Annotated in this window: 20 protein-coding genes; 8 read left to right on the top strand and 12 right to left on the bottom strand. The window is 52.2% G+C overall.

Going from position 1 to position 25,384, the window contains the following annotated elements:
• Positions 1 to 151 precede the first annotated feature (151 nt).
• Complete coding sequence (locus tag Enr10x_RS08365; RefSeq protein WP_145448751.1) at positions 152 to 1,516, bottom strand: DUF1501 domain-containing protein; 1,365 nt, start codon at positions 1,514 to 1,516, stop codon at positions 152 to 154.
• Positions 1,517 to 1,743: 227 nt separating this feature from the next.
• Between Enr10x_RS08365 and Enr10x_RS08360 the strand changes: the two genes are divergently transcribed.
• Both Enr10x_RS08360 and Enr10x_RS08355 read left to right on the top strand, forming a co-directional pair.
• Positions 1,744 to 3,081, top strand: coding sequence for an asparagine synthase-related protein (locus tag Enr10x_RS08360; RefSeq protein ID WP_145448750.1), 1,338 nt, complete (start codon positions 1,744 to 1,746; stop codon positions 3,079 to 3,081).
• 26 nt (positions 3,082 to 3,107) lie between these two features.
• On the top strand, positions 3,108 to 4,034 hold the full coding sequence (locus Enr10x_RS08355) for a radical SAM protein (protein WP_145448749.1): 927 nt from the start codon (positions 3,108 to 3,110) through the stop codon (positions 4,032 to 4,034).
• Positions 4,035 to 4,038: 4 nt separating this feature from the next.
• Here Enr10x_RS08355 and ligA read toward each other — a convergent pair whose 3' ends face one another.
• The 11 genes from ligA to ffh form a co-directional block, all read right to left on the bottom strand.
• Complete coding sequence (ligA, locus tag Enr10x_RS08350) at positions 4,039 to 6,048, bottom strand: NAD-dependent DNA ligase LigA (RefSeq protein ID WP_145448748.1); 2,010 nt, start codon at positions 6,046 to 6,048, stop codon at positions 4,039 to 4,041.
• 37 nt (positions 6,049 to 6,085) lie between these two features.
• Positions 6,086 to 7,069: a GDP-mannose 4,6-dehydratase gene (gene gmd / locus Enr10x_RS08345; protein WP_145448747.1), complete on the bottom strand. Its 984-nt coding sequence runs from the start codon at positions 7,067 to 7,069 to the stop codon at positions 6,086 to 6,088.
• Between the two features lie 125 nt (positions 7,070 to 7,194).
• Positions 7,195 to 8,901, bottom strand: coding sequence for a cation:proton antiporter domain-containing protein (locus Enr10x_RS08340; RefSeq protein WP_145448746.1), 1,707 nt, complete (start codon positions 8,899 to 8,901; stop codon positions 7,195 to 7,197).
• 191 nt (positions 8,902 to 9,092) lie between these two features.
• A complete protein-coding gene (locus Enr10x_RS08335) occupies positions 9,093 to 10,571 on the bottom strand; it encodes an aldehyde dehydrogenase family protein (RefSeq protein WP_145448745.1) in 1,479 nt (492 codons plus the stop codon).
• 190 nt (positions 10,572 to 10,761) lie between these two features.
• On the bottom strand, positions 10,762 to 12,039 hold the full coding sequence (locus Enr10x_RS08330) for a beta-ketoacyl-[acyl-carrier-protein] synthase family protein (RefSeq protein WP_145448744.1): 1,278 nt from the start codon (positions 12,037 to 12,039) through the stop codon (positions 10,762 to 10,764).
• A 596-nt stretch (positions 12,040 to 12,635) separates the two neighbouring features.
• A complete protein-coding gene (locus Enr10x_RS08325; protein WP_145109363.1) occupies positions 12,636 to 13,079 on the bottom strand; it encodes a RidA family protein in 444 nt (147 codons plus the stop codon).
• Between the two features lie 83 nt (positions 13,080 to 13,162).
• Positions 13,163 to 13,561: a YraN family protein gene (locus tag Enr10x_RS08320; protein WP_145448743.1), complete on the bottom strand. Its 399-nt coding sequence runs from the start codon at positions 13,559 to 13,561 to the stop codon at positions 13,163 to 13,165.
• Positions 13,562 to 13,669: 108 nt separating this feature from the next.
• Positions 13,670 to 14,032: a 50S ribosomal protein L19 gene (gene rplS / locus Enr10x_RS08315; protein ID WP_145109368.1), complete on the bottom strand. Its 363-nt coding sequence runs from the start codon at positions 14,030 to 14,032 to the stop codon at positions 13,670 to 13,672.
• A 74-nt stretch (positions 14,033 to 14,106) separates the two neighbouring features.
• Positions 14,107 to 14,808 (bottom strand): tRNA (guanosine(37)-N1)-methyltransferase TrmD, encoded by a 702-nt coding sequence (gene trmD / locus Enr10x_RS08310; RefSeq protein ID WP_145448742.1) that lies wholly within the window; start codon positions 14,806 to 14,808, stop codon positions 14,107 to 14,109.
• Between the two features lie 43 nt (positions 14,809 to 14,851).
• Entirely contained in the window at positions 14,852 to 15,256 is a 405-nt protein-coding gene (gene rpsP / locus Enr10x_RS08305) for a 30S ribosomal protein S16 (RefSeq protein WP_145448741.1), read from the bottom strand.
• A gap of 87 nt (positions 15,257 to 15,343) precedes the next feature.
• Positions 15,344 to 16,822: a signal recognition particle protein gene (ffh, locus tag Enr10x_RS08300; protein ID WP_145448740.1), complete on the bottom strand. Its 1,479-nt coding sequence runs from the start codon at positions 16,820 to 16,822 to the stop codon at positions 15,344 to 15,346.
• A gap of 637 nt (positions 16,823 to 17,459) precedes the next feature.
• Here ffh and leuC point away from each other — a divergent pair.
• From leuC to Enr10x_RS08270, 6 genes are all read left to right on the top strand, one after another.
• On the top strand, positions 17,460 to 18,881 hold the full coding sequence (leuC, locus tag Enr10x_RS08295; RefSeq protein ID WP_145448739.1) for a 3-isopropylmalate dehydratase large subunit: 1,422 nt from the start codon (positions 17,460 to 17,462) through the stop codon (positions 18,879 to 18,881).
• Positions 18,882 to 18,954: 73 nt separating this feature from the next.
• Positions 18,955 to 19,545, top strand: a complete 591-nt coding sequence (gene leuD / locus Enr10x_RS08290) for a 3-isopropylmalate dehydratase small subunit (protein WP_145448738.1) — start codon at positions 18,955 to 18,957, stop codon at positions 19,543 to 19,545.
• Between the two features lie 95 nt (positions 19,546 to 19,640).
• Complete coding sequence (locus Enr10x_RS08285) at positions 19,641 to 20,744, top strand: FAD:protein FMN transferase (protein ID WP_145448737.1); 1,104 nt, start codon at positions 19,641 to 19,643, stop codon at positions 20,742 to 20,744.
• A 251-nt stretch (positions 20,745 to 20,995) separates the two neighbouring features.
• A complete protein-coding gene (locus tag Enr10x_RS08280) occupies positions 20,996 to 22,237 on the top strand; it encodes a DoxX family membrane protein (RefSeq protein WP_145109390.1) in 1,242 nt (413 codons plus the stop codon).
• Between the two features lie 134 nt (positions 22,238 to 22,371).
• Complete coding sequence (locus tag Enr10x_RS08275) at positions 22,372 to 23,919, top strand: Gfo/Idh/MocA family protein (protein WP_145109393.1); 1,548 nt, start codon at positions 22,372 to 22,374, stop codon at positions 23,917 to 23,919.
• 117 nt (positions 23,920 to 24,036) lie between these two features.
• A complete protein-coding gene (locus Enr10x_RS08270; protein WP_145448736.1) occupies positions 24,037 to 25,323 on the top strand; it encodes an MFS transporter in 1,287 nt (428 codons plus the stop codon).
• Positions 25,324 to 25,384 lie beyond the last annotated feature (61 nt).

The following is a 25,384-nucleotide window of genomic DNA, read 5'->3' as shown; positions in this document are numbered from 1 at the left end:
ACGGTTCAGATTCACAGTGGTCGCATTGACTGGAAATGTCGGCTCGCCATAAACAATTTAGGATATAATACTTAGATATCCTATTAGCTTTTAGAACCGAACGATGAGAGCAACCGGGCCGACCTGAGCCAAGGGCTCTGCAGTGCGAATCTCAATACAATTCCCGTACCGGCGGACGGTTGTCGTCGATCAGGTAACGGGGTCGGCCAGAAAGGTCGTTGATCTGGGCGGTCGCCAAATCAACGCCCATATTCTGGTAGAGGGTCGCGAAGATTTCCTGGACATCCACCGGTCGTTCTGCGGGAACGCCCCCCACGCGGTCAGTCTGTCCGATGATGCGTCCTCCCTGGATCCCACCTCCGGCCATGAGCACGGACTGTGTGCCGGGCCAGTGATCACGTCCCCCTTTGGCGTTAATGCGAGGCGTACGGCCAAACTCCCCCCAGACGATGACTGTGGTCTGTTCCAGTAAGCCGCGTTCGTCCAGATCCTGCAGAAAGACCGCCAGCGCCTGGTCGAACAGAGGAAGATATTTTTTCGAGAGGTATTCAATCGAGCCTTCCCGGTTAGCATGCCAGTCCCAGGCCCCAAAGGCGACGGTCACACAGCGAACGCCGGCTTCAACCAGCCGCCGGGCAAGTAACAGATGCTGCGGGCTCTGTGGTGCGCCCCCAAAGCTGGGATCTGTTTTTTGCAGCGCACCATAGCGATCACGGACCGACTGTGGTTCACGCTCGAGGTCCATCGCTTCGGCAAAGCGTCCGGAGGTCAGCATCTCGAAGGCCTGATCCTGAAAGTTATCCAGGCCTGCTCCGTCAATCTGCTGCTGATTCTGTTTGACTGACTGCAGCAGCGATTTCCGCTGGTTCAAACGAGTCAGGTCGATCCCATGCAGCACCAGATCCGATTTGACTTCTCCCTCCAGAGCAAAAGGAATGTGCTTGAAACCGGTAAATCCGGGCCACGAGGGATTCCCCTGCAAATGACTTCCGTTGTTGTTGTAGGGACCGTAACTCATTTTGGGAGCCGCATCGACGTAGGGAATCATTCCCTGTGCACCGGGTCCCAGCAGTTGAGAAATCACAGAGCCAAACGCGGGCCAGCCCCCCGCTGGTTCGCCATCTTCGGTTCTCCCCCCTGCGCGCCCGGTATAGCACTGGAAGGATTCGTGCCGGTTTTCCATACCTACGAGTGTTCTGACCACGGAAAAGCGATCAGAGATGGAGGACAGCCGGGGCAATAATTCGCAGAACTGGACTCCGGGTACTTTCGTCTGTGTGGGAAGAAAGGAACCTCGAATTTCACTGGGAGCTTCCGGCTTGGGATCAAAGGTTTCAAACTGCGTCGGACCGCCGGGCAGATAGATCATGACCACCGATTTCTGCCCTGTCTTCAGATTCAGCCCGGCTCCCGCATCAATTCCCTGCCCTGTAACCCAGCCCGCGGAAATCCCCAGCGCACTGGACTTGAGAAAATCGCGGCGTGAAACAGAGTTGTGGCAGTCAAGATCACTCATAAGTCCTCTCCCATATGTACTTTTGAAAATTACCAGACCAATCTTGAATTCACAACCCCAGCCTTGCTGGAAACTGGGACAGACAGTTCAATCGATGAATTTCTCAAAATTCGCGGGTTTCTCGGGCAGTGAGTTTTCATTTGTTTAGCAGCAACATAAAATCCAGTCTGAAAACCGGATCAGTTTGACCTTTATTATGGCTCAGTTAAATCTCAGGATTAGATTTAATGATTCATCACGAATACGTGGAGCGGCTTGTCAATTTACTCGACCCAGAAGCGAATCTGCTCTTCAATATGACTTTTGAAGAGGCCGTCGAGCGTGTCGGAAATGGATCCCCCGCGCAGATCCGGGAGATTGACGGGCAATTCGCACTGGTCCACAAAGAGGGAACACGTGTTCGCATGGCACGTTCGATTGGCAGGCCCATGCGATTCTTCCTGGCCAAACGGGCAGAAGGTCCCTGCCTGGTGATCGCCGAACGCATTGATGAGATCTATGAGTTCCTCAAAAGCGAAGGACTGGATGACCAGTTTCATCCTTCGTATACGCGTATGGTTCCCGCGCATTATCTGCTCGAACTGCAACTCATCGGCTGTCCGGATCCGAATCCGAAAACGACCCGCTTTTTCACGCCGGAACGTAACCGGCTGACAAACAAGCTGGATGAAATCGGCAAGCAGTATATCAGTGCAGTTTCTGAGGAAATCCACAAATGGCTGGACATGATCCCACAACAGGAACCAATCGGTATGCTGTTTTCTGGCGGTATCGACAGTGGGGCCATTTTTCTGCTGTTGTATCATGCTTTAATCAGTCGCCAGGAATCTCCTTCCCGCCTCAAAGCGTTTTCACTCTCGATTGACGGGGAAGGCAGTGACTGCAGACAGGCATTCGAATTTCTGGATCAGCTGAATCTCAGTCTGTTTCTGGAAATCATGGAAGTACCACAGGATTCACTGGACTATCGGGAAACAATCAAAGTCGTCGAAGACTATAAAGCGCTGGATGTGCAGGCTGCCACGATGACCTATGCTCTGTGCAAAAAAATCCGTGAGCAATATCCCCATTGGAAATATTTGATCGACGGTGATGGCGGTGATGAGAATCTGAAGGATTACCCGATCGACGCAAACCCGGAACTGACCATCCGCAGTGTGCTCAACAACCTGATGCTGTACCAGGAAGGCTGGGGAGTGGAAGCCGTTAAACACTCTTTGACTTATTCGGGGGGACAGAGCCGGGGGCACGTTCGCACTTATGCCCCGGCACGCACGCTCGGGTTCCAGGGCTTCAGCCCCTATGCATTGCCGAATGTCATTGAAGTTGCGGAAGGGATCCCCTTTATCGAGTTGACCGACTGGGATCCCCGCAAGTTGTACGCCCTGAAAGGGGATATCGTCTGCCGGGGGGTCAAACAGGTCACAGGCCTCTCCATGCCCGTTTATCCCAAACGGCGATTTCAGGAAGGCACCCTCAACGGAGATTCATTTCAGTCTGTGTTTGCAGAATCAGAAAACGTGTATCGGCAGACGCTGCTCTCACTGTTTCAACAGCCATCCTAGTGCTATCAGCACTTGAATAGGTCATCATGAACTTACCTGTTCGCCAATTCAACGATCAGGAGATCCTGCAGGCCCGCGGCCTCAAAAATCGGGTCTCCGAGCAGCGTCCCTATGCTTTTTTAAATGAAGTCGAACCCTCTGCCTCCGGCAAGCCGGTTGAAACCTCGACGCTGTTCCTGACGAATCGCGAATGCCCGTTTCGCTGCCTGATGTGTGACCTGTGGCAGAACACAACGGATGAAAGCATTTCTGTCGGATCGATTCCACGACAGATTCAATATGCCCTCAATCGTCTCCCGGCTGCCAGACAGATCAAGCTGTATAACAGCGGCAACTTTTTTGATGCGAAAGCCATCCCCCGGGAGGATTGGCCCGCGATTGCGGAGCTGGTTGAGACTTTTGAGCGTGTCATTGTCGAGAATCACCCCCTGCTCTGCAACGAGTCCTGCACTGATTTTCAGAAGCAGATTGCCGGCCAACTGGAAATCGCCTTAGGCCTCGAAACAATACACCCTGAAGTGTTACCGGCACTCAACAAACGAATGACGCTCGATGACTTTGCCCGGGCTGCTGAATTCCTGCGGCAGCATGAGATTGAAGTCCGGGCATTCATTCTGCTCAAACCCCCGTTCCTGGAGGAATCAGAAGGAGTCGCGTGGGCAATTCGCTCTGTCGAATATGCGTTTTCGCTGGGGGTGGGCTGCTGTGCCGTGATTCCGACCCGGCCGGGTAACGGCATGCTCGAGCTGTTGCAGTCACAAGGACAGTTTTCGATACCCGCACTCTCCTCCGTCGAAGAAGTACTGGAACAGTGCCTGCAACTGAATCAGGGACGTGTTTTTATGGATCTGTGGGATCTGGAAAGACTCTATCCGCACGAAACTGATCTCCAGCAGCGGCTGGAACGACTGGAGCAGATGAATCTGACCCAAGGTATGCCGAGTTCCACCTGACCGGCTACTCTTCTCCCAGCATCGTGAGAAATTCCTCTTCGGAAAGAACAGGCACATCCAGTTCCTGGGCCTTGGTCAGCTTGCTGCCGGCCTTCTCCCCTGCGAGCAGATAGTCGGTCTTGGAAGAAACGGAACCGGAAGCTTTGCCGCCATGTTTGACAATCAATTCCTTGGCTTCGCCACGTGTAAACTGTGAGAGAGTTCCCGTAACGACCACTGTTTTTCCGTCAAGTACGCCCGAGGCCTTTTCTTTTTTAGCGACGGGCGTCCCCATATTGAGGCCCAGCTCTTTCAGATCGGAAACCAGCTTCTGTCCAAAATCAGAGTGGAAAAAGTTATATACCGACTCGGCAATCACAGGGCCAATTTCGTTGACTTCCGCCAGATCTTCCACACTCTGCTTTATGATCTCGTCGATCGTCCCAAATTCCTGTTCGAGGATGCGGGCATTACTGGCGCCGACATGTCGGATATTGAGTCCTGTGAGTAACCGCCAGAGCGGCTGCTGTTTCGAACTTTCAATCCCAGCCAGCAGATTATCGATCGACTTTTCTCCCTGCCGTTCCAGATTGACCAGGTCTTCGTAATGCTCGTCCAGCCGATAGATGTCAGCCAGCCCAGTGAGAAGTCCGGCTTCGAGCAACTGTTCGATCATCTTGATGCCCATCCCTTCAATGTCCATCGCCTGACGCGAGGCATAGTACCGGAGCGTTTCACGTACAGAAGCGGGACATTCGGGATTGGGGCACCGGATATAGACGCCCCCTTCATCCTTAACCAGTTCCGTATTGCACTCGGGACAGTGAGAGGGAAATTCCAGTTCCTGCTGCGTGCCATCCCGGCGATGTTCTTCAACGCGTACCACGTGCGGAATGATTTTCCCTGCCTTCTCCACAACCACCCAGTCACCAATCTGAATCCCCAGCCGCAGCATTTCATCATGATTGTGCAAACTGGCACGTGAGACTGTTGTCCCGGCAATCTGCACCGGCTCGAGATTGGCGACCGGCGTCACCGTTCCCGTCTTGCCGACCTGGAATACGATCGACTCGGCCCGGGTGACCGCTTCATAGCGTTCCCATTTATAGGCCACAACCCAACGCGGACTTTTGGATGTATTCCCGAGCAGATCACGTTGATCAAAACGGTTGACTTTAAGCACAATCCCGTCGACTTCAAAATCGAGCGTGTGCAGATCGTCCATCATCGTCTGGGCGTGTTCCATCGTCTTTTCCAGGTTGGGGAAAGCCTTCACATTAGGCGTAGCCGGGATTCCCATCTCCTGAATGGCGGCGAGGTATTTCACATGTGTCTGATAATCGACGCCTTCTACTGCGCCGATACCATGTGCAAAGAAACGAATCTTCCGCTTGGCACAAAGTTTCGGATCCAGCAGTTTCAGTCCACCAGCCGTCGTGTTCCGGGGATTGGCAAAAGGCTCTTTCCCCTGCTCCTGCATTTCGACATTCAGCACCTGAAAATCAGAATTGCTGATGTAGGCTTCCCCCCGGACTTCCAGCAGTGCGGGAGGTTTTTTGACATTCAACCGCAGGGGAACACCGCCGATCGTGCGGACATTATGAGTGATGTCATCACCCTGCTGACCGTCGCCTCGGGTCACTCCCTGTACGAGATGCCCGTTTTCATAAACTAATGAGACGGCAACCCCGTCAATTTTATACTCGGCAGTCAGTTCAACCTGGTCTTCCCCCAGCAGTTTGCAGATACGCGTCTCGAAATCCTTGAGACCATCCAGTTCAAAGATATTATCGATGGAAAGCATCGGCACGCGGTGGGCGACTGTCTGGAAACCTTCAATCGGTGCCCCACCGACCTTTTTGGTCGGGCTGTCGGGTGAATCAAACTCCGGATGTTCTTCCTCGAGTTGCTCCAGCCGCTTCATCATCTTATCGAATTCGCGGTCAGAGATTTCCGGCTTCGCCTTGATATAATACAGCCGGTTATGATGTTCGAGTTGCTGGCGAAGTTGTTCGATTTCTTTTTGAACGCTCATAGGAAATTCCGCACTGTATCAGGGAAGCGCAAACAAGTCAGGAGGCAGATTCACTCAGCAGTTTTTCCTGTTCCGCCCGTTTCAGATCGGCTTCCACCATCAGACGTGCGAGTTCTTCAAATGTGACCTTGGGTTCCCATTTCAGCTTTTCACGGGCTTTACTGGGATCCGCACAGAGCAATTCCACTTCTGCAGGTCGATAGAACTGGGGATCGATTTCCACATACTTTCGCCAGTCGAGATCGACAGCACCAAAGGCAGCTTCCAGAAATTCTCTTACCGAGTGCGTTTCGCCGGTTCCAATAACAAAATCATCGGGATTCTCCTGCTGGAGAATCAGCCACATCGCTTCCACATAGTCCCCGGCAAATCCCCAGTCCCGTTTGGCATCGATGTTGCCCAGGAACAGTTTGTCCTGCATTCCCAGCTTGATCCTCGCTACGGCTTTGGTAATTTTCCGGGTCACAAAGGCTTCGCCCCGCCGCGGTGATTCATGGTTGAACAGAATGCCGTTACAGGCAAACATGCCATAAGATTCCCGGTAATTGATCGTCAGCCAGTAAGAGAAGACTTTGGCACACGCATACGGACTGCGGGGATGAAAGGGAGTCGTTTCACTCTGAGGGGTTTCGACCACCTTGCCGAACATCTCACTGGAGGATGCCTGGTAGAAACGAACCTTCTTGCCGCTCTGTTGTTCGTAATACCGAATGGCATCCAGCAGACGCAGCGTGCCGACCCCTGTGACTTCCGCGGTATAAACGGGAATGTCAAAAGAGAGTCTGACATGGCTCTGAGCTGCCAGGTGATAGACTTCGTCAGGTTTGACACGATCCAGAATCTCATTCAGGTTCGAGCCCTCTGCAAAATCACAGTAGTAACAGTTTTTGGGAGGCTCTCCGATGCCCGGTTTACTGCAGGAGGTGATTCCATGGACCTCGTAATCTTTACTTTCCAGAAATCGGGAAAGATAGTATCCATCCTGGCCATTAATTCCGGTGATCAGGGCAACTCGACTCACGACACAAATCCTCTATTTAAACTCTGTGATTGCAGTTAATCTGACTGGCTACTCTGTCTGTATCTGCAGTTTAGTGGTTTTCACCCAAATCGCAACAGTTGAACACCAGCCTGGGTAGATGCGGTTTATTTACCATCCTGGTTCTGGGCTGACCGATGCCCTTTGATGTAATACTTCAGAATCTCCCATCGCCTGATGACCCCCAGCATACGGTGGGGCTGCTCACGAGAGACGACCGGCAGACAATCGTAGGAACCCTCGCGGAATTTGGCCCAGACTCGTGCCAGCGAATCGTCTGGATAGACGATGGTCTCCAGGTTATTCGCCAGGTCGGCAGCACGCACCAGAGAACCAATTTTGGGGTCAAACAGGGTATTACTCAAATCCTGATAACGAATTACTCCCACGACCTCTTCGTTCGGACCGATCACGGGAAACGTGTTATCATGGCTGTGTTCGATAAACGAAATGACTTCGTTAAACGTAGCTGTCTGAGAGATCCCCTTTACGTTTTTTCGATAAAGCTGTTCGACCAGAATCTGATCGGGGGGCTGATCGATTTCAGACAGAAGCCCGAATGAAACCAGAAATCGCCTGATCATTGACTGGAATTCGCTGATCGGGTCGCCGGCGGTATGGTGGATCGCATGAATCAGAGGAACCTCCCCCGCACGCAAGACTGACTGGCGAATCATGATCGGACCGACAATTTCAAAAAAGACCACCGATCCGAGAATAATCGTCTGCAGATGACCACCCAGCACAGGATCGCGGCTGACTGCAATCGCCGAGAGTGCAATGGCCGCTCCTGCCTGGGCAAACAGGGTCGTCCCCAGCCAGATTGACACTTCGGGTTCTTCTCCCCGCATTCGTGCCGGAATAAAGATACCGATGTATTTCCCCAACAGTCGCAGCACAATATAGCTGCCTCCCACCAGCCCGGCTTCGATAAACTGCTGCGGTTTCAGTTCCGCTCCGTGAATGATGAAGAAGAGGACACACAGAAAACCAGTTAACGGATTCAGTTCGGCTTCTACTTTGGGAACTTCTTCTTCCGCCAGTGAGTTGGCGACGGTAAAGCCCATCGCAAGAAAGGTCAGCATGTAGGGCATCCCGGTAGTCCGACATAACCCCAGTGCCAGGGCAATCAGACCGATAAACATGATGATGCGGCGACTGCCTTTGATAATCGAACTGCCATAGCTGATCATCAGGCCGCCGAAAACACCGATAAAGACAGACCCGAAGATATCGAGCAGCAGATGTCCAAACTGGGGAAGCACGGAAGCATGGGCACTATCGACCTGAAAAAAATAAACCACCACGAAGATCACTTCAAAGGCGATGATGGAAATCAGGTTATTCAGAGCGACCAGAATTCCTGTATATTCGGAGATCGGCCCTTCGGACTGCATTTCTTTCAGAACGAGAATCGTCGTGGCAGGTGCAGTGGCAATCGCAAGCGCCCCCAGTAGAATCGCTGCACTCCCCGATTCCCCGACCAGCAGCAGGCCAACAAAGACAATGAAAAAAGTGCCGAGTACCTCGCCCATCGAAAGTGGTAAGACACGTTTAAACAATCGTCGCAGCCGGGAGAGTGTAAAGTGATTCCCCAGCCCAAACAGAACCAGGGCCATTGCCAGGTCGGTCAGCGGTTTAAGTTCTTCCAGATGTTCGTGAGGGATCAGATCGAAGATGGCTGGGCCCAGAATCACTCCCATCAGGAGATAGGCGGTCACTTTAGGCAGGCGGAAAAGCTCCCCCAGTGTGCCCGCCAGTAGACCAGCGGCCAGAAAGATTCCGAGAGTAAAGATGATATGCCACGAACCCATTCGAACTTCCTGTTCTGGAGGAGATGAGATTATTTACGGGCCGATTATAGCAGATCAGGGCGAGCGGTCGATCCTTAACTCAGCTCTCCGGCCGTAAAAAAATGATAGTAAACTATTATCAGATATCAAGTTCCAGCTATCGTTATTTCATCTGTTCCTGACCAGGGCCCAGAAGGGTCTGTCAGTGTCATTCAGTCCAGATTCATGGTCACGGTCTTCAGTTCTGTATAGTTGGCGAGCCCTGCGGCCCCCAGTTCGCGGCCGATACCGCTGCGTTTGAACCCGCCGAATGGGGCTGCTGCATCAAAGACATCATAGCAGTTCACCCAGACGGTCCCCGCCTTGATGCTCTGGGCCATCAGATGCGCCTTTTTCACATCGCTGGTCCAGACCGCTGCAGCCAGACCAAAATGGGTGTTGTTAGCACGTGTAATGACTTCATCCAGATTTTTAAAAGGCAGGATGCTTAACACGGGACCGAAGATTTCATCCGTGGCAATCGGCATTTCATCGGTGACCTGATCGAAAACCGTCGGTTCCACAAAGTACCCTTTATCACCGAACCGGGATCCGCCGGTCACACATTTCGCCCCGGCCTCGTTGCCCTTCTGAATGTAGCTTAGAATTTTTTCCATCTGTGCCTGATCCACCTGCGGTCCCTGTGTCGTTTCTGGATTCAGGGGATCACCTAGTTTTCGGGCAGCGGCTCGCTCGACAATCCTGGCAACGAATTCTTCGTGAACCGATTCTTCGACGAACAGTCGACTGCCGGCACAACAGCATTGCCCCTGATTGAAAAACAGACCGAACTCTGCTCCTGCCACAGCAGCATCCAGGTCACTGTCTGCAAAGACCACGTTCGGACTCTTGCCTCCCAGTTCGAATGTGAGACGTTTGAGAGTCGCTGCCGCATCTGCCATGATGATTTTCGCGGTCGCATCTTCACCAGTGAAAGCGATCTTATCCACATCGGGATGTTTCACCAGGGCTGCTCCCGCAGTCGGACCGTAACCGGGCACCACATTGATGACTCCCGGGGGGTAGCCGGCCTCCATGGCCAGTTCCGCCAGACGCAGACAGGAGAGTGGAGTCTGCTCTGCAGGTTTCATGACGATCGTACAACCGGCGGCCAAGGCCGGTGCCCATTTCCAGGCAACCATCAGTAGTGGGAAGTTCCAGGGAATGATCTGACCGGCCACGCCAATTGGTTCCCGCCGTGTATAGCAGAAATGATTTCCGCGAATGGGAATCGTAGTGCCTTCAATCTTGTCTGCCCAGCCTGCATAGTATCGCAGACAATCAATGACCAAAGGCAGGTCTGCAGCACGACTGTCGCGAATGGGCTTGCCGTTATCCAGGGACTCCAATGCTGCGAGTTCCTCGATGTTTTCTTCAATGAGATCTGCCAGACGGTACATCAACCGACCACGATCCCGGGCATCCATCTTTGACCAGGGCCCGGTCTCAAAGGCAGCGCGGGCTGCTTTGACAGCCAGATCAATATCAGCAGCATCCCCTTCAGCCACTTCCGCAATAACCTCTTCCGTCGCTGGATTCACCGTCGCAAAAGTTTTCCCGCTGACGGCATCACACCATTCTCCGTTGATGAGCAGTTGAGTTTTTCGGATCTGGGGAGTGGCTGCTACGGTATCTAGAACGTCTGTGGCCATGACGGGATCTCCTGAGGTTCAATTGAGCGAAAATTATTCAGGAACAAAAAGTTGTTCACAGTCAGGCGTAGAAGTTAAGCCTGTCTTTCTTTCATTCTGATGATTTTCGTTCTGCTTCTCAAGAGGGATGTGACCAGGCGCGCAAAAATCACGCAGAACAGAGAAAAGGCACTTCCCGGTAAAACCGGTTTTAGATAGCACGCAGAATCGCGGCAGCACTCTGACCAAAGGCGGTCCGACTGACCGACATCGTGGTCGGCGTAATGAGCGGACGCACTTCACCATGTACGACATCCAGATTGCACAGCGGATCTGGCGTTTCGTAATTCAAAGTCGCGGGAGTGGCACCATGACGCAGAGACAGAATACTGGCTGCCAGTTCGACTGCTCCGGAACCGGCATCGAAGTGTCCGAAGTAGCTCTTGAGAGCCGTAATCGGAATCTTCATGGCGTCATCGCCAAACAGACGATGATAAGCATGAGCTTCGACCTGATCATCGATTTTCGTGCTCTTTCCATGGGCGTTAATATGCCCCAGTTCACGCGGCATAATGCCTGACTGACGCATCGCTGATTCGACAGCCCGCATCAGCCCGGTATCATTTCGCGGATCAGAGCTGCCATCACAGCCTGCTCCCAGGCCGATGACTTCAGCATAAATTTCTGCGCCGCGTCGAACAGCGTGCTCGTAGTTTTCTACCACGAATGCAGCGGCACCTTCACCCAGAATCGTACCATTACGATCACGGTCAAAGGGACGACAGGCACGTTTGGGATCTTCATCCCGAGACAGCAGATCAATCAGATTCTTCCGGGACAGATCCAGGGGATTGATATTAGAAGTGCAGGCACCAACGACCATACAGTCGACGGCTCCACGCTTGATCCACCGCATCGCTTCGGCCAAGGCCAGCAAGGCGGATGAGTCCTGACTCGTGATTGTATTGTTGGGGCCCTGGGCGTTGTGTTCGATTGAGATATGACAGGCAGGCATGTTTGGCAACTGACGCAACATCCACAGGGGAGTAATCTGCCCCAGAACATCTTCACCCCAGCGGGTGACCTCAAACGAATCATCGGCAGCACAATGATTGACGGCTTCTACCAGTTCATCGGGAGTCGTCGGGATGTGCCCTGCACCAAACGAAACACCAAAACGCTCAGGATCGACTGTTCCGCGTTTAATTCCAGCGTTTTTCACAGCGTCCGAAGCAGCAGACACACCAAGCTGGATGTCTCGCGACATAACTTTGATGAATTTTTTGTTGTAGAGGTGTTCATCCGGGTTGAAGTCTTTGACTTCCGCTGCCAGTTTCGAGGGGAGATTCTCAATCGGAATTGACTGCAGACGATCAATCCCCGATACACCTGAACATATATTGCGCCAAAAGTTGTCTATACCGATACCAATTGGAGATACAACTCCAATTCCGGAAATGACCACGCGCGTTTGATTTGACCCAGCCATCTTAGCCTGACCCTTAATTCCCTACAGAGAAACAGATCAAATCCTTTCAACGAACTGTTTCAGACTATAGTTGTAAGATCTATGTAATTCTCTACTTAACATCATTGTGCTGTTAAGTACGTCGAGAATTACTACTGCAGCTTATCTCGAGTTCCTTCTCCTGTTTTATTATCGGAAAAAGACAACCGGAAATCTGAGAGTGTTCTCAAACCCTGCTTAAGTTCCCGTAAAGTCGTCGAATTTAACAAGTTATATCGCTATAACCCGTTACAGGCCAGTTGGCTATAAGGTGAGACTTAAATCCGGACTGCGCCCGCAGTAATTCAGGAAGGTGCTTTAAAAGCAAGGGTGGAATGAGAGTAAAACTCCCGTTTCAGGTTGGAAATCCTTTTCGCAGTTTCGAGTGAATTCCAGTCAGAGCTAATAACATAATTGAGGTCCCCTTCAATCACATCTAGTCTCTGGTAGAAACCATTCGAAGTGTATTACACACTTAACAGGCTAATTTGTCAAGTGAATTCGTAGAAAAGCTGTTCTGAACAGCACTTTCAGCCTAACCGCCAGAGCTTGACATTCTGGCGGCCAGACCGATTTTGCTAAGCATCGATAATCTCAAAAATTGCTTCCACCTCGACCGCAACGCCAGTGGGCAGAGCTGCAAAGCCGAGGGCACTGCGGGCATGATAGCCATCACCTGTTTTGCCATACAGTTCGTGGAACAGATCAGAAGCACCATTAATCACCAGATGCTGGTCAGTAAAATCGGGAGTCGAGTTAACACAACCAAGCAGTTTGATGACGCGCAGACCATCCAGTGTGCCATGCTCATCCCGGACGGAACGCAGGATCTTGACGGCACAGTCGCGGGCTGCTGCAATCCCCTCTTCCAGGCTGACATTCTCCCCCAGACGACCTTTCTGATCGCTGACATGGCCTGATGCCATTAACAGGTTTCCGGTCCGGATACAGAGGTTGAGATATCCTGGTTCAATGGGCTCAAATTTCAGCCCCAGTTCAGCAGCTTTTTGCTCAGCGGACATAGATGGCTCCTTCTGGAAAGAACGTTTAGTAATTCGTTCCGCGTACTGTAGATGGATTGTTGCTGATTTACAATCGAGCCGCTTCAGTTAAAGAGCTGGAAATCGCCCGTGGGAGGGAAGGCATTCTGAAAATGCTGTATTTCAGGCTGTTTCTGCTCGATCAGCCAGAGAATGGAAATCACATCGAATCGCGCAGAATGTTTCAGCAGATGATGTTTTTTGAGAAAGGCCGCTGCCAGGCGGGTCAATTGTTTCTGCTTCTGTTCCGTGACTGCCTCGAAGGGTTGCCCTTTCGCAGCTGACTTGCGAGTTTTAACTTCGACAAAGACAACCGTTTCCTGGTCCAGGGCAATAATGTCGATCTCGCCTGCTTCGGTGCGATACTGGCGGGTAAGAATCTGGTAGCCTTGTCGCTTGAGATAGCGAACTGCAGCACGCTCTCCCCGGTCTCCCAACAGCCTGCCAAACCAGTTACCAGCCATCAGCAACCTCTCGTCATACGGGGGCGTGGCTCAGTTAAACGTGCGCACAGAACGTCAGACAGCAGCACTGCTGCAGTGACAGTGCTGCTGTGTCTGCGAGGACGGAAATTACTCTTCGTCTTTTTTGGCGCGACGTTCGGTCAGACGGGTTGCTTTACCAACCCGGTCTCTCAGGTAGTACAGTTTGGCGCGACGAACACGACCATGGCGTTTGACATCCAGCTTGGCGATCTTGGGAGAGTTGACGGGAAAAATACGTTCAACCCCTTCACCAGCCACGATGCGGCGGACAGTGAAATTTTCACGAGTGCCGCTACCCCGACGGGCGATGACCACACCGGTGAAAACCTGGATCCGCTCTTTGTTACCTTCCTTGATGCGGGTGTGAACATCGACGGTGTCGCCGATTTCGAACTGAAGCGGCTCCTCACGAAGGCTCGATTCTTCTACTTTTTTCAATAATTCCTGCATGACTTCAAGTCCTCTTGGCACGCCTGGCTGGCACTGGACAGTGCCCTCGTTCACGTGCTGTTTACGTTTAAAAATCAGGTTGAATTTGATTCCGACTCAGTGAGAAGATCATTTCGTCGCTCGCGAGTTCGCTGCAGACTCTGTTCGTGCCGCCAGCGAGCAATCTCCTGATGATTTCCACTTAATAACACTTCCGGAACTTCCATTCCACGAAAGTTTTGAGGCCGCGTGTACTGTGGATATTCGAGCAACCCTGAATCCGAAAAGGAATCATACTTGGCACTGCTCTCGTCTCCGAGCACTCCGGGTATCAACCGGATCACGGTCTCAATAATCAACATGGCCGGGACTTCCCCTCCATTGGTAATGAAGTCGCCTGCCGATATTTCCATTGGCTCCAGACCAATGCGGATTCGCTCGTCGAACCCTTCGTATCTTCCACACAATAATGTGAGTTGCCGTTCTTTCGATAACTCCTGAGCCAGTTTCTGATCCAGCGTTTTCCCCTGCGGGGTCAACATGATCAGCTTTCCGGGCTCAGGAATGACTTCCTGAACATGCTCCACGCATTGATAGACAGTATCACAGCCAATCAACATACCCGGTCCACCGCCGTAGGGGCGGTCATCCACAGAGGCATGTTTGTCTGTGGCCCAGTCTCGAAAATTCCAACGCTGAATCTCAACCAGCTGATTTTGAATCGCCCGCTTGAGCAACCCCTGCTCAAGATAGCTGTCGAACAGTTCGGGAAACAAAGTCAGAATATCAAATCGCATGATGCTCACTCACAGAGCAAAACGGCATCGGTTGATGCAGACCTTACTCTTCTGTCGGGGTTTCTTCAGCAGCTGTCTCTTCGGCAGGTGCTTCAGCAGTTTCTGCTGCTTCCGCTGATTCGCCAGCTTCTGCTTCCGGTTCTGGTGCAGGTGGTTCCTTGGGAGCCTGCATGGGAGCCGGTGCCGCAGCAGTACCGAATTTGTTTTGCTTGACCTTCTTGATCAGTGTTGCCACGTTTTCAGAAGGCTTTGCTCCTACTGACATCCAGTAATCAACACGTTCCATGTCGATGGTGACGCGCTGGGACTTGTCAGCTACAGCGGTATCATACGTACCGATTTCTTCGATTGCTTCACCGTCACGTTGTTTGCGTGAATCCATTACACAAATACGATAGAAGGGGCGATGCGTCCGGCCCATTCTTTTCATACGAATTCGAACTGCCACTAATTTCTCCTTTAGGATACTAACTCTAAACTTTGGAAGATACAAAAATTGAATTCAGGTTAAGCAGCCTGTGAACCAGCTGATTGCTCAGCGATTCTTTTTCCGCTGCTTCTTCTTGGCTTTTCTGTCTTTTTTCTTTTTCTCTCGCAGCTTATTGATGTCGCCACCCCGTTTGCTGCGTTCTTTTTTCTTCGTCATGCCCCCCATGGGATCCATCATCCCCCCCGATGAGAGTTCACGCATGGCTTTCATCTTGTCGCGCATTCCCATGCCAGCCATTTTCTGCATCATGCCGGCCATGTTATTAAAATCTTTAACGAGACGGCTGATATCAGAGGGATCGGAGCCGCTTCCCAGGGCAATCCGACGCCGACGACTGTGATCGATCAGCTCGGGATTTTCCCGTTCCGCGGGAGTCATCGAACCGATAATTGCATCGATGCGTTTCATTTCCGCACCGGGATCCACATCCGGATTCGTATCCAGCATCCCCCCCATGCCCGGAATCATTTTCATGATTTCACGCATCGGTCCCATTTTGCGGATCGTGGCCATCTGCTTCTGGAAGTCGGTCAGACTGAATTTCCCCTGAGCCATCCGGTTCTGGAGGTCAGCCGCTTCTTCTTCATCAAACTGCTGCTGGGCCTTCTCCACCAGAGAGACCACATCGCCCATTCCCAGAATTCGTCCCGCCATCCGGTCCGGATGGAACGGTTCCAGACGATCCAGGGCTTCGCCAACCCCGATAAACTTGATGGGAACGCCGGTCACTTCTTTGACACTGAGTGCGGCACCGCCACGGGTGTCGCCGTCCAGCTTGGTGAGGATGACACCATCCAGTTCCAGCGCTTCGTTGAAGGCTTTCGCACTGTTCACGGCGTCCTGACCGGTCATGGCATCGCAGGCAAAAATGACCTGATCCGGCTGGAGCTTGCGTTCGATCTGCTCCAGTTCTTTCATCAGTTCGTCATCGATGTGCAGACGACCTGCCGTATCGAGAATGACTGTATCGACATTCCCAAGTTTTTTCGCCTGGCTCAGACCGTTCTGACAGACTTTGACTGCATTATTGCCATCCGGGGCTTCTGCATGCACCGGAACTTCGACCTGTCCGGCAATGACCTTTAACTGCTCAATCGCTGCTGGACGCTGCAAGTCGGCAGCCACCAGCATCGGTTTACGGCCCTGCTCTTTCAGCATGCGGGCCAGCTTACCACAGGTGGTGGTTTTACCACTCCCCTGCAGACCACACATCATGAGGATCGTAATCCCCGATTTCTTGAATGTGAAACCAGGCTCGACAGGCCCCATCAGGTTGATCAGTTCCTGATGGACAATGCCGATAATCTGCTCGTCAGGGCGAACCGATTTGAGTACTTTTTCACCAACAGCCTGTTCGGTAACCCGCTCAATGAAACTGGTGGCGATTTCATAATTAACGTCTGCTTCCAGCAATGCCTGTCTGACCTGGCGCAAACCATCCCTGATATTGCCTTCGGTGAGCTTTCCGCCCCGGGCAAGACCGGTGAGTGCATCTTTCAGATTGGCTGTTAATCCTTCAAACACTTTAGATAACCAGACCGTTAAATGTTAATCTTGGGTGCGTTTGCATTCCTGAAGAATGCCAAAACCAAATGCCTCAAATCAGGCGAATCTTGATGGAACCTGAGCGCCAACACGCAACGTAACCCGAGCAACAGCCGCAATTTAAAACATGCCGCGACTGCCTGATTCGCTGTTGGTATTCATGAAGTTATGATGAGGCAATAACTTGCATCAAGCCGTGGAGTTTAAAAGCTGACTGAACAATACACAACGGTTCCAGCACACCTTTTTAAAAATCTTGCCCCTTTTGGTCTTCAGAATTCCTACAATGTTATACACAAGTCGCAACAATCTGCAATAATGCCCTCTGGCAGCACTGCCTGAGAACAGGGGATGCCAGTAGTTCTGTACTCCTGTCAGCCCTGAGAGCGTTTTTTTGGATTTGTTTATCCCGGAAACCTTATATTCAGGCTCCAGATTGTGTATGGTTCGTGATTGCAATTAACTGCTCCCGCCTTCACTGGCCACCAGTACACAAGAACCGTCCAGCCTGCTACCGTGTCACATCCTCGAGAGCGTGATCACAATTCATCACCAGCAAGACCTGGTCAAACAATTCTGTCAGAGAACTATTCAAGTTGGAACGAAGAAACGAAAAATGAGTAACACACAAAACCTGTTTAACAAAGTCTGGGACTTACACGCCGTCAAAACTCTGGAATCCGGTCAGGACCAGCTGTTGATCGGCTTGCACCTGATTCATGAAGTGACCAGTCCCCAAGCTTTTGAAATGTTGCGCGATCGCGGTCTCAAAGTCCTGTTCCCCGAGCGAACCATCGCCACCGTGGACCATATTGTTCCGACTCTCAACCAGGCGCGTCCCTTTGAAGATAATCTGGCAGAACAGATGATGTCTGCCATCGAAAAGAACTGCAATGAATTTGGAATCACGCTGCTGGACGTGACCGATAATCGTCAGGGTATTGTGCATGTCGTCGGTCCGGAACAGGGGCTGACTCAACCGGGTATGACGATTGTCTGTGGCGACAGCCATACCAGTACCCACGGTGCCTTCGGTTCGATCGCTTTGGGAATTGGTACCAGTCAAGTGGCTCATGTTCTGGCGACCCAGACCATGGCACTGGGACGCCCCAAAGTCCGCCAGGTCAAGGTGAACGGTGAACTTGGACCAGGCGTAACCGCAAAAGATGTCACGCTTTACATCATTCGCAAACTGGGCGTGCAAGGTGGTGTGGGATATGCTTATGAGTATGCAGGCGATGTATTTGACCGCATGACGATGGAAGAGCGGATGACGGTCTGCAACATGAGCATCGAAGGCGGTGCCCGTTGCGGATACATCAACCCCGATCAAACCACTGTCGACTATCTGCGTGGTCGACCTCATGCTCCCCAGGGAGAGGCCTTCGAGAAAGCTGCCGAATGGTGGCTCAGCCTGGCATCAGGCCCGGATGCGGAATTTGACGATGTTGTTGAATTCGACGCAGCTGACATAGAACCGACTGTGACCTGGGGCATCACTCCCGCCCAGTCGGTCGGGGTTTCCGAATCACTGCCTCCCGTTTCCAGCTATCCCGCAGACGAGCAGACGCTGATTAAAGAAGCCTACCGCTACATGGAGCTCGAAGAAAACCAGCCTATCAAAGGTCAGAAAATTGATGTGGCTTTCATCGGTTCCTGTACCAACTCACGCATTTCCGACCTGCGGGAAGCTGCCAAAGTAGTTGAGGGTCGTCATGTCGCAGAGCACGTGAAAGCACTGGTTGTGCCTGGTTCACAGTTAGTACGCCAACAGGCGATCGAAGAAGGACTGGATAAAATCTTCACCGAAGCCGGCTTTGAATGGCGTGAAGCAGGCTGTTCCATGTGCCTGGCCATGAACCCGGACAAACTGGTGGGTAACCAGCTCTGTGCTTCTTCCAGCAATCGAAACTTCAAGGGACGACAGGGAAGCCCGACAGGACGTACTCTGCTGATGAGTCCGACCATGGTCGCTGCTGCGGCCGTCAGCGGTTGCGTGACTGATGTCCGCGAACTGTCAGGTGCAGCAACTGCTTAGTCAGTCAGTAACAGTACAACTCTGTTGAGAGCAAACAGCCCCATCCATTTAAGATAAAGTTAAAGATCGAATCATGACTAAAATTGAATCTGTCACCGGAACCGCGATCCCCCTCCTGCTGGATGACATCGACACAGACCGGATCATCCCTGCCCGTTTCCTGCGTTGCGTGACCTTCGAAGGACTGGGAGAGCACGCCTTCGAAGACGATCGGATTCAGGATCCTGATCACCCCTTCGATAAACCGGAATTCCAGAATGCCTCCCTCCTGATCGGTGGACGCAACTTCGGGTGTGGCTCATCCCGGGAACATGCCCCACAGTCCCTGATCCGCTGGGGAATCAAAGCGATTATTGCTGAATCCTATGCGGAAATCTTCTTCGGTAACTGCACTTCACTCGGCGTGCCCGCTGTGAGTGCCAGCCGCGAAACTCTCGAAAAACTGGACCAGGCAGTGAAAGCCAATCCAGAACAGGAAATTTCTGTCGATCTGCTGGCCATGAAGATTCGCTGCGGAGATCAGGAATTTGACTGCACCCTGCCCGACAATGCCCGGTCCGCTCTGACCAGCGGTACCTACGATTTTCTGGCGCAACTGCTGAAGAGTACAGACGAGATCAAAGAACGGGCGGCTGCCGTCCCTTACTTTACTTCATTTGCCTGAGCCAGTGAGCTCCTTTCTCCGCCTGTCCAGAACGCAGGCGGAGATCTCGGCGTCTGTCAGGCAAGCGCTCGACTTGACATTCCCAAGATGCTCCTATGTCTGAGAAAAAAACAACCAGCAATCGGCGAGATTTTCTAACCGGACGTGTCCTGAAACAGGCTGCGGAACGAGTCGGAAACGATCTCGCCGACTACCTGAATGACGCCACGGAAGATTTTGCGGCTCCATCCGGCGGTTCGACGATCCGTTTGAGCACCCGGGCGATGGCGACCGAGTTCGCGGTCGTCATGAATCCCGGCCCCAGTCAACAGGTTATGCATGCCTCAGATGCCCTGGACCTGATCCATGAGCTTGAGCATCTGATGACTGTTTACAAACCCAACAGTGAAATGTCGCGTGTCAATGCGCAGGCCGCAGAAGGCGCGGTCTCCATGGACCCCCGACTGTTCGAAATCCTGGATCGGTCACGTGAAATCTGTGTCGAGACGGCAGGCGGCTTCGATCCATCCTCCGGTCCTTTGATCGCCCTCTGGCGGGATTGTCGTCAGCAAGGAAGGATTCCCACCGAAGAAGAAATCACCGAATGCCTGTCGCACACAGGCATTGATCAGTTTGAATTTGACAATCTCGCCCATACGATCCGCTATCGATCGCCCCGCAATGAGTTGAATCTCGGGGGCATCGGCAAAGGTTATGCGCTTGATCTGGCAGGTCAGTATCTGCTCGAACAGGATCTGGAAGACTGGATGTTTTATGGAGGCTTCAGCAGCATCCTGGCCAGGGGAACACATAATCAGCTGCCCGGCTGGCCGGTGGGAATCAAGAACCCGTTGTTTACCAGCCAGCGACTGGGCACCATTCTGCTTGAGAACTGTTCAATGTCGACCAGCGGGTCTTCTGTGCAACATTTTCGTCATAAGGGTAAACGCTATGGGCATATTCTGGACCCACGAACGGGCTGGCCGGTCTCAGAATTACTGTCTGTAACGGTTATTGCCCCTGATGCAGCTCTCGCAGATGCACTTTCTACCGCTTTTTATGTAATCGGCATCGAAAAGGCTCTGGAGTATTGCGATAATCATACAGAAATCGGTACGATCTTAATTCCCCCGCCTGCTCATGGCAGAAAACTCTCACCGGTGATTCGTGGAATCCCCAATGAGTTTCTGTTCCTGGACCGCGACCAATTGTTGTCATAACTCTTAGTCGCTATAAGGGAATCTTCAACAGAACAGAATTGTGCCTGGCAAACAGAATGTGTATCTCAGCCAGAGATACCAGCCAGCCCTGTCCTGATGAATGCTGATATCAAACAGGCCAAATTCTGTTTTGATCAGCTCCGTCCGTCTGTCAGATTTCAGCTCAGAGTTTCTTTGCTGATCGACCAGTATTTACTGACAATAACTATGCAAAACCGATAAAAATCCCCTAAAAACAAGAGGATTAAAGAGTGCAAGATTTAAAGAAAATCACAGGAGTTGCCATCCTGTTCATCGTAGTCCTACGCCTTTCCATCGGCTGGCAATTGCTGTACGAAGGCATGTGGAAAATTGACACGCTCAGCTCGACCAGACCCTGGACTGCGGCAGGCTATCTGAATAATGCCAAAGGCCCCTTCCGCGACCAGTTTCGCGAAATGACAGGCGACCCCAACGATCTGAACTGGCTGGACGCGGATAAAGTCAAAGCCAAGTGGACTGCCTGGGAACAGCGTTTTCTGAACCACTATCCGAATCTGACTGACGAACAGAAATCCCGCCTGCACCAGATGATTCATGGCAACAAATACTTTGCAGCCAAACTGAGTGCATTGCCTCCCGAAGTGAAAATTGGAGGGAGCCTGGGTAATGTTGTCCAATACGACTCCAAACGGAAACTGCTGATCGTTGACGGAGAAAAACACATCACCCCCAAAGAAAAGCAGCGACTGCAGTCCATGGTTCCAGTGAAAAAAGGTCCGAATGGAAAGCTGACTGATGGAACAGAACTGGATCGAGAATTTTATGATGCCGTTGAGAAAGCCTATGCCCGCTCTGCTCGACTGAGCTACATCGAGAAAATGCAGGCTTCACTGCGGGGGAACCCGGAACTGGCAGGACAGATTGATATCGAACAGGAAGGCACAATCGACGGCAAACGAATTGGAAAGATTGAGCAGTACAAAATCGCACTGGACCGCTATGAACAGAAACTGGCCAAAGCAGACCAGGATTACCAGGTCGATCACCTCAATAAAATCTGGTCTGAAATCCAGCAGATGAAAGCCGAACTGGTTAATCCGATTCGGGCGATGGAAGACGAAATGCAGTCAGAGGCCAGAAAGCTGCTGACACCAGAACAGATGGCCGCTGGCCCGGTTCCGCCGGAAAACACCCAGATCCATCGGGTCAACATGATGACGATCGCCAGCCTGACGATTCTGGGCGTCCTGCTGCTGATCGGACTTGGTACCCGGATCGCAGCGATCGCAGCTGCCGGCATGCTGCTGTCTTTCTACCTCGTCATGCCCCCCTGGCCGGGAGTACCTGAAGCACCGGGACCGGAGCACAGCTTCATCGTCAACAAAAACATGATCGAAGTGCTTGCCCTGCTGGCGATCGCAGCGTTGCCGACAGGAACCTGGTTTGGCATTGACGGACTGTTTTACCGATTTTTCCAGAAACGCAAAAAAACAGCGAATAAACCCAGCTAATTCGGCACCATGTAACGTAAGAATTTAAAGGTACAGCTTACAAACGCCTTAATTCCCACCTATAATAACCACTAGACCTTAATCTTTCCTCCAATAAGGTAATATTTACGCGTTGCGTACCAGGGAGAACCAATATGAATCTGACGCCCGAACAGGAACAAATCGGAAAAGACAACTTCAACGAAGCGGTTTCGTTTACCAGACGTGATTTCATCACGACTGCTGCCGCTGCTACCACGGGCCTGGGAGCCGCCTATTTCGGCTATGAAAAGCTCAAAGGGAAACCGGTTAAAGTTGGCTTTATCGGCACTGGCGATGAAGGTAGTGTGCTGATCACTCAGCATCCGCCAGAATACATGGAAATCGTTGCCATCGCTGACCTGCGTCCTTCCAACCGCAAGAAAGCATTCCATGGACATGGCAATGAGCATCGCGTCGGTCTGATCAACAAACTGGGGGACGAAAAAGCCTCTCAGATCAAGCAGTTTGATGATCACAAAAAGCTGCTCGCAGCCAAAGACCAACTTGGTCTGGAAGCAGTCGTGATTGCCGTTCCGCTGAGTCAGCATGCCCCCGTCGCGATGGATGCCCTCAATGCAGGTTTGCATGTGCTTTCTGAAAAACTGATGGCACACAACATTTCTCAATGTAAAGAGCTCATCAAAAAAGCACGTGAAAAGAATCTGCTGTTTGCTGTCGGTCACCAGCGTCATTACAGCGTTCTGTACGATAACGCCAACCAACTGGTCAAAACCGGTCTACTGGGCGACATCCGCCACATCCGTGCACAATGGCACCGTAACAACAGCTTCCCTGGGCGTGACAGCTGGCGGAAAGATGTCCCCAAGGAAGATACAGCAGCACTGGAGAAAGTCGTCCAGGAGTACGGTTATGACAACATGGACGAACTTGTCAACTGGCGTCTCTATAATAAAACCGGCGGTGGTCTGATGGCCGAGTTGGGCAGTCACCAGCTGGATGCCTGCAGTATCTTCCTGGGCAAAGTCCATCCGCTGGCCGTTCAAGGCTACGGCGGTCGAAACTTCTATGGAGTCAAAGGCATCGGCTCCAAGGACAAGCAGGAAGATGACCGGGAAATCGACGATCATGTCTATGTGACATTCGAATTCCCCGGACCACACTACGATCCGGAAACCAATCCTCGCGATATCTGCATCGTGACCTACTCCTCGATTAATACCAACCGCTGGGAGCCTTATGGCGAAACAGTGCTGGGTAGCCGGGGAACCCTGATTATGAAGACCGAAAAAGAAGCACTACTCTTCAAAGAAGCCAGCCCCTCAACCGGTGGCGGCGGTCCTGACCAGCGTCTGTGGGTCATCAAGTCCACCGACGGCAGCGGCCCGGTTCTGGATGCCTACGAAACGACAGCACCTTCCGCTGCCGCTTCAGACACCACCAAAGCCATGGGTGACAAAATCAGCCGTGGTTATACCGAAGAGATGGAACACTTCTGTCACTGTATCCGTACCGACAATCACAAGGGACCTCATGAAGGCGGCCTGAAGTGTAATGGAACGGTTGCCATGGCAGATGCGATCATGGCTCTGACATCAAACCTGGCCATGAAACATAAAATCCGCATTGAATTCAAACCGGAATGGTTCGATCCCGACAATCCGGCCACCCCGGAAGCCGACTTCGCAGATAAAACTGCATAAGCACGGTCTATTGAATTCCAGCTCTCATTCGACAATGATTCAACAATGCCGAGGAGTCTATTCCTCGGCATTGTTTCTTTTTAAACCACACCGACTACTGCTGCAAAGGGGATCCACGTGTCGAAAGGACGCAAGGCAGGCCTGTTTCTCATATTCGTAACCGTCTTCATTGATCTGCTTGGTTTTGGAATTGTCCTCCCTCTGCTTCCCCGTTATGGAGAGCATTTTGAGGCTGGCGGTGCCACACTCGGGCTGCTGATGGCATCGTTCTCTGCCATGCAGTTCCTGTTTGCGCCGATCTGGGGCCGTATATCCGACGGGGTAGGCCGTCGCCCGATTCTGATCCTGGGCCTCTTAGGTTCCACCTTCTTCTACGGCCTGTTCGGCTTCGCCACATCATTGGGAAACACAGGTACGTTTCTGGGGATCGGTGCCTTGACCTGGTTGTTTATCACACGCATCGGCGCTGGAATCGCCGGCGCCACAATCCCGACGGCCCAGGCTTATATCGCAGACATTACCGGCCCCAAAGAGCGTGGTAAGGGTATGGCGCTCATCGGTGCCGCCTTTGGTATCGGCTTCACTTTCGGCCCGTTGATCGGCGCAGCCTTCGTTTCTGCTGAGGCGGGAGCAACTCCCAGTGCAGCTCCGGGCTATGTCGCCAGTGTGCTGTCCGGCATCGCAGCACTCCTGTCAATCTTTATCCTGCCTGAATCCCTGCAACAGAAAACCGCGGATTCACTGACACGCAAACATCACTGGTTTGACATTGCCAGCTTCAAACATGCACTGACCAAACCCCGCATTGGACTCATTCTGCTGACAATCTTTTTGACCACCTTTGCTTTTGCCCAGTTCGAATCCACCCTCTCCCTGCTCACGCAGGAACTCGGTTTTGCAGCGCGAAGTAACTTTTTTATCTTCGCCTACATCGGCTTGATCCTGACTCTCAGCCAGGGAATTCTGGTCCGCCGCCTGATTCCCAGACTGGGTGAATTTCGCATGGGACTCACAGGCATCGTCCTGATGGTGGTTGGACTGTTGTTGATCGGAGTCGCGGGAAACTCCGGATCCTATACACTGCTCTATGCCATCCTGCCCATCTCTGTGATTGGTTTTTCGGCAACGACCCCTTCCCTGCAATCGCTCCTCTCCCTGAACACGTCAGAGGATGAACAGGGAGGCGTTCTGGGGATTGGTCAAAGTATCTCGGCCCTGGCACGGATCCTGGGGCCCCTCGCGGGGATCATTCTGTTTAAGGGGACCAGCAATGGAATGATACCGGGGAGTATCACAGCCCCTTACTGGGCCGGCGCCGGAATTATGGTATTGGGACTTCTCCTGATGAGCGGTCTCAAGTCCAGCAAGGAAGAAACAAACGTTTCTTCTCCGGTCGAAACATAAGTCTGCAGGGGCAGTTAGAACCCGGTCTTGTCCTGACTGCCTCATTCTGATAAAGATACCG

The organism is Gimesia panareensis (genome assembly GCF_007748155.1).
In the GTDB taxonomy this organism is placed as follows: domain Bacteria; phylum Planctomycetota; class Planctomycetia; order Planctomycetales; family Planctomycetaceae; genus Gimesia; species Gimesia panareensis.
The sequence above is the reverse complement of the archived record's forward strand: the minus strand, read 5'-3'. Positions and strand labels throughout refer to the sequence as shown.

Coding starts and splice junctions, on each gene's coding strand:
- Enr10x_RS08335 (WP_145448745.1), bottom strand. CDS start 10,571: ATGGCCACAGACGTTCTAGATACCGTAGCAGCCACTCCCCAGATCCGA.
- rplS (WP_145109368.1), bottom strand. CDS start 14,032: ATGCAGGAATTATTGAAAAAAGTAGAAGAATCGAGCCTTCGTGAGGAG.
- Enr10x_RS08355 (WP_145448749.1), top strand. CDS start 3,108: ATGAACTTACCTGTTCGCCAATTCAACGATCAGGAGATCCTGCAGGCC.
- leuC (WP_145448739.1), top strand. CDS start 17,460: ATGAGTAACACACAAAACCTGTTTAACAAAGTCTGGGACTTACACGCC.
- Enr10x_RS08285 (WP_145448737.1), top strand. CDS start 19,641: ATGTCTGAGAAAAAAACAACCAGCAATCGGCGAGATTTTCTAACCGGA.
- Enr10x_RS08360 (WP_145448750.1), top strand. CDS start 1,744: ATGATTCATCACGAATACGTGGAGCGGCTTGTCAATTTACTCGACCCA.
- trmD (WP_145448742.1), bottom strand. CDS start 14,808: ATGCGATTTGATATTCTGACTTTGTTTCCCGAACTGTTCGACAGCTAT.
- Enr10x_RS08275 (WP_145109393.1), top strand. CDS start 22,372: ATGAATCTGACGCCCGAACAGGAACAAATCGGAAAAGACAACTTCAAC.
- Enr10x_RS08330 (WP_145448744.1), bottom strand. CDS start 12,039: ATGGCTGGGTCAAATCAAACGCGCGTGGTCATTTCCGGAATTGGAGTT.
- Enr10x_RS08340 (WP_145448746.1), bottom strand. CDS start 8,901: ATGGGTTCGTGGCATATCATCTTTACTCTCGGAATCTTTCTGGCCGCT.
- leuD (WP_145448738.1), top strand. CDS start 18,955: ATGACTAAAATTGAATCTGTCACCGGAACCGCGATCCCCCTCCTGCTG.
- ligA (WP_145448748.1), bottom strand. CDS start 6,048: ATGAGCGTTCAAAAAGAAATCGAACAACTTCGCCAGCAACTCGAACAT.
- Enr10x_RS08320 (WP_145448743.1), bottom strand. CDS start 13,561: ATGGCTGGTAACTGGTTTGGCAGGCTGTTGGGAGACCGGGGAGAGCGT.
- Enr10x_RS08365 (WP_145448751.1), bottom strand. CDS start 1,516: ATGAGTGATCTTGACTGCCACAACTCTGTTTCACGCCGCGATTTTCTC.
- Enr10x_RS08325 (WP_145109363.1), bottom strand. CDS start 13,079: ATGTCCGCTGAGCAAAAAGCTGCTGAACTGGGGCTGAAATTTGAGCCC.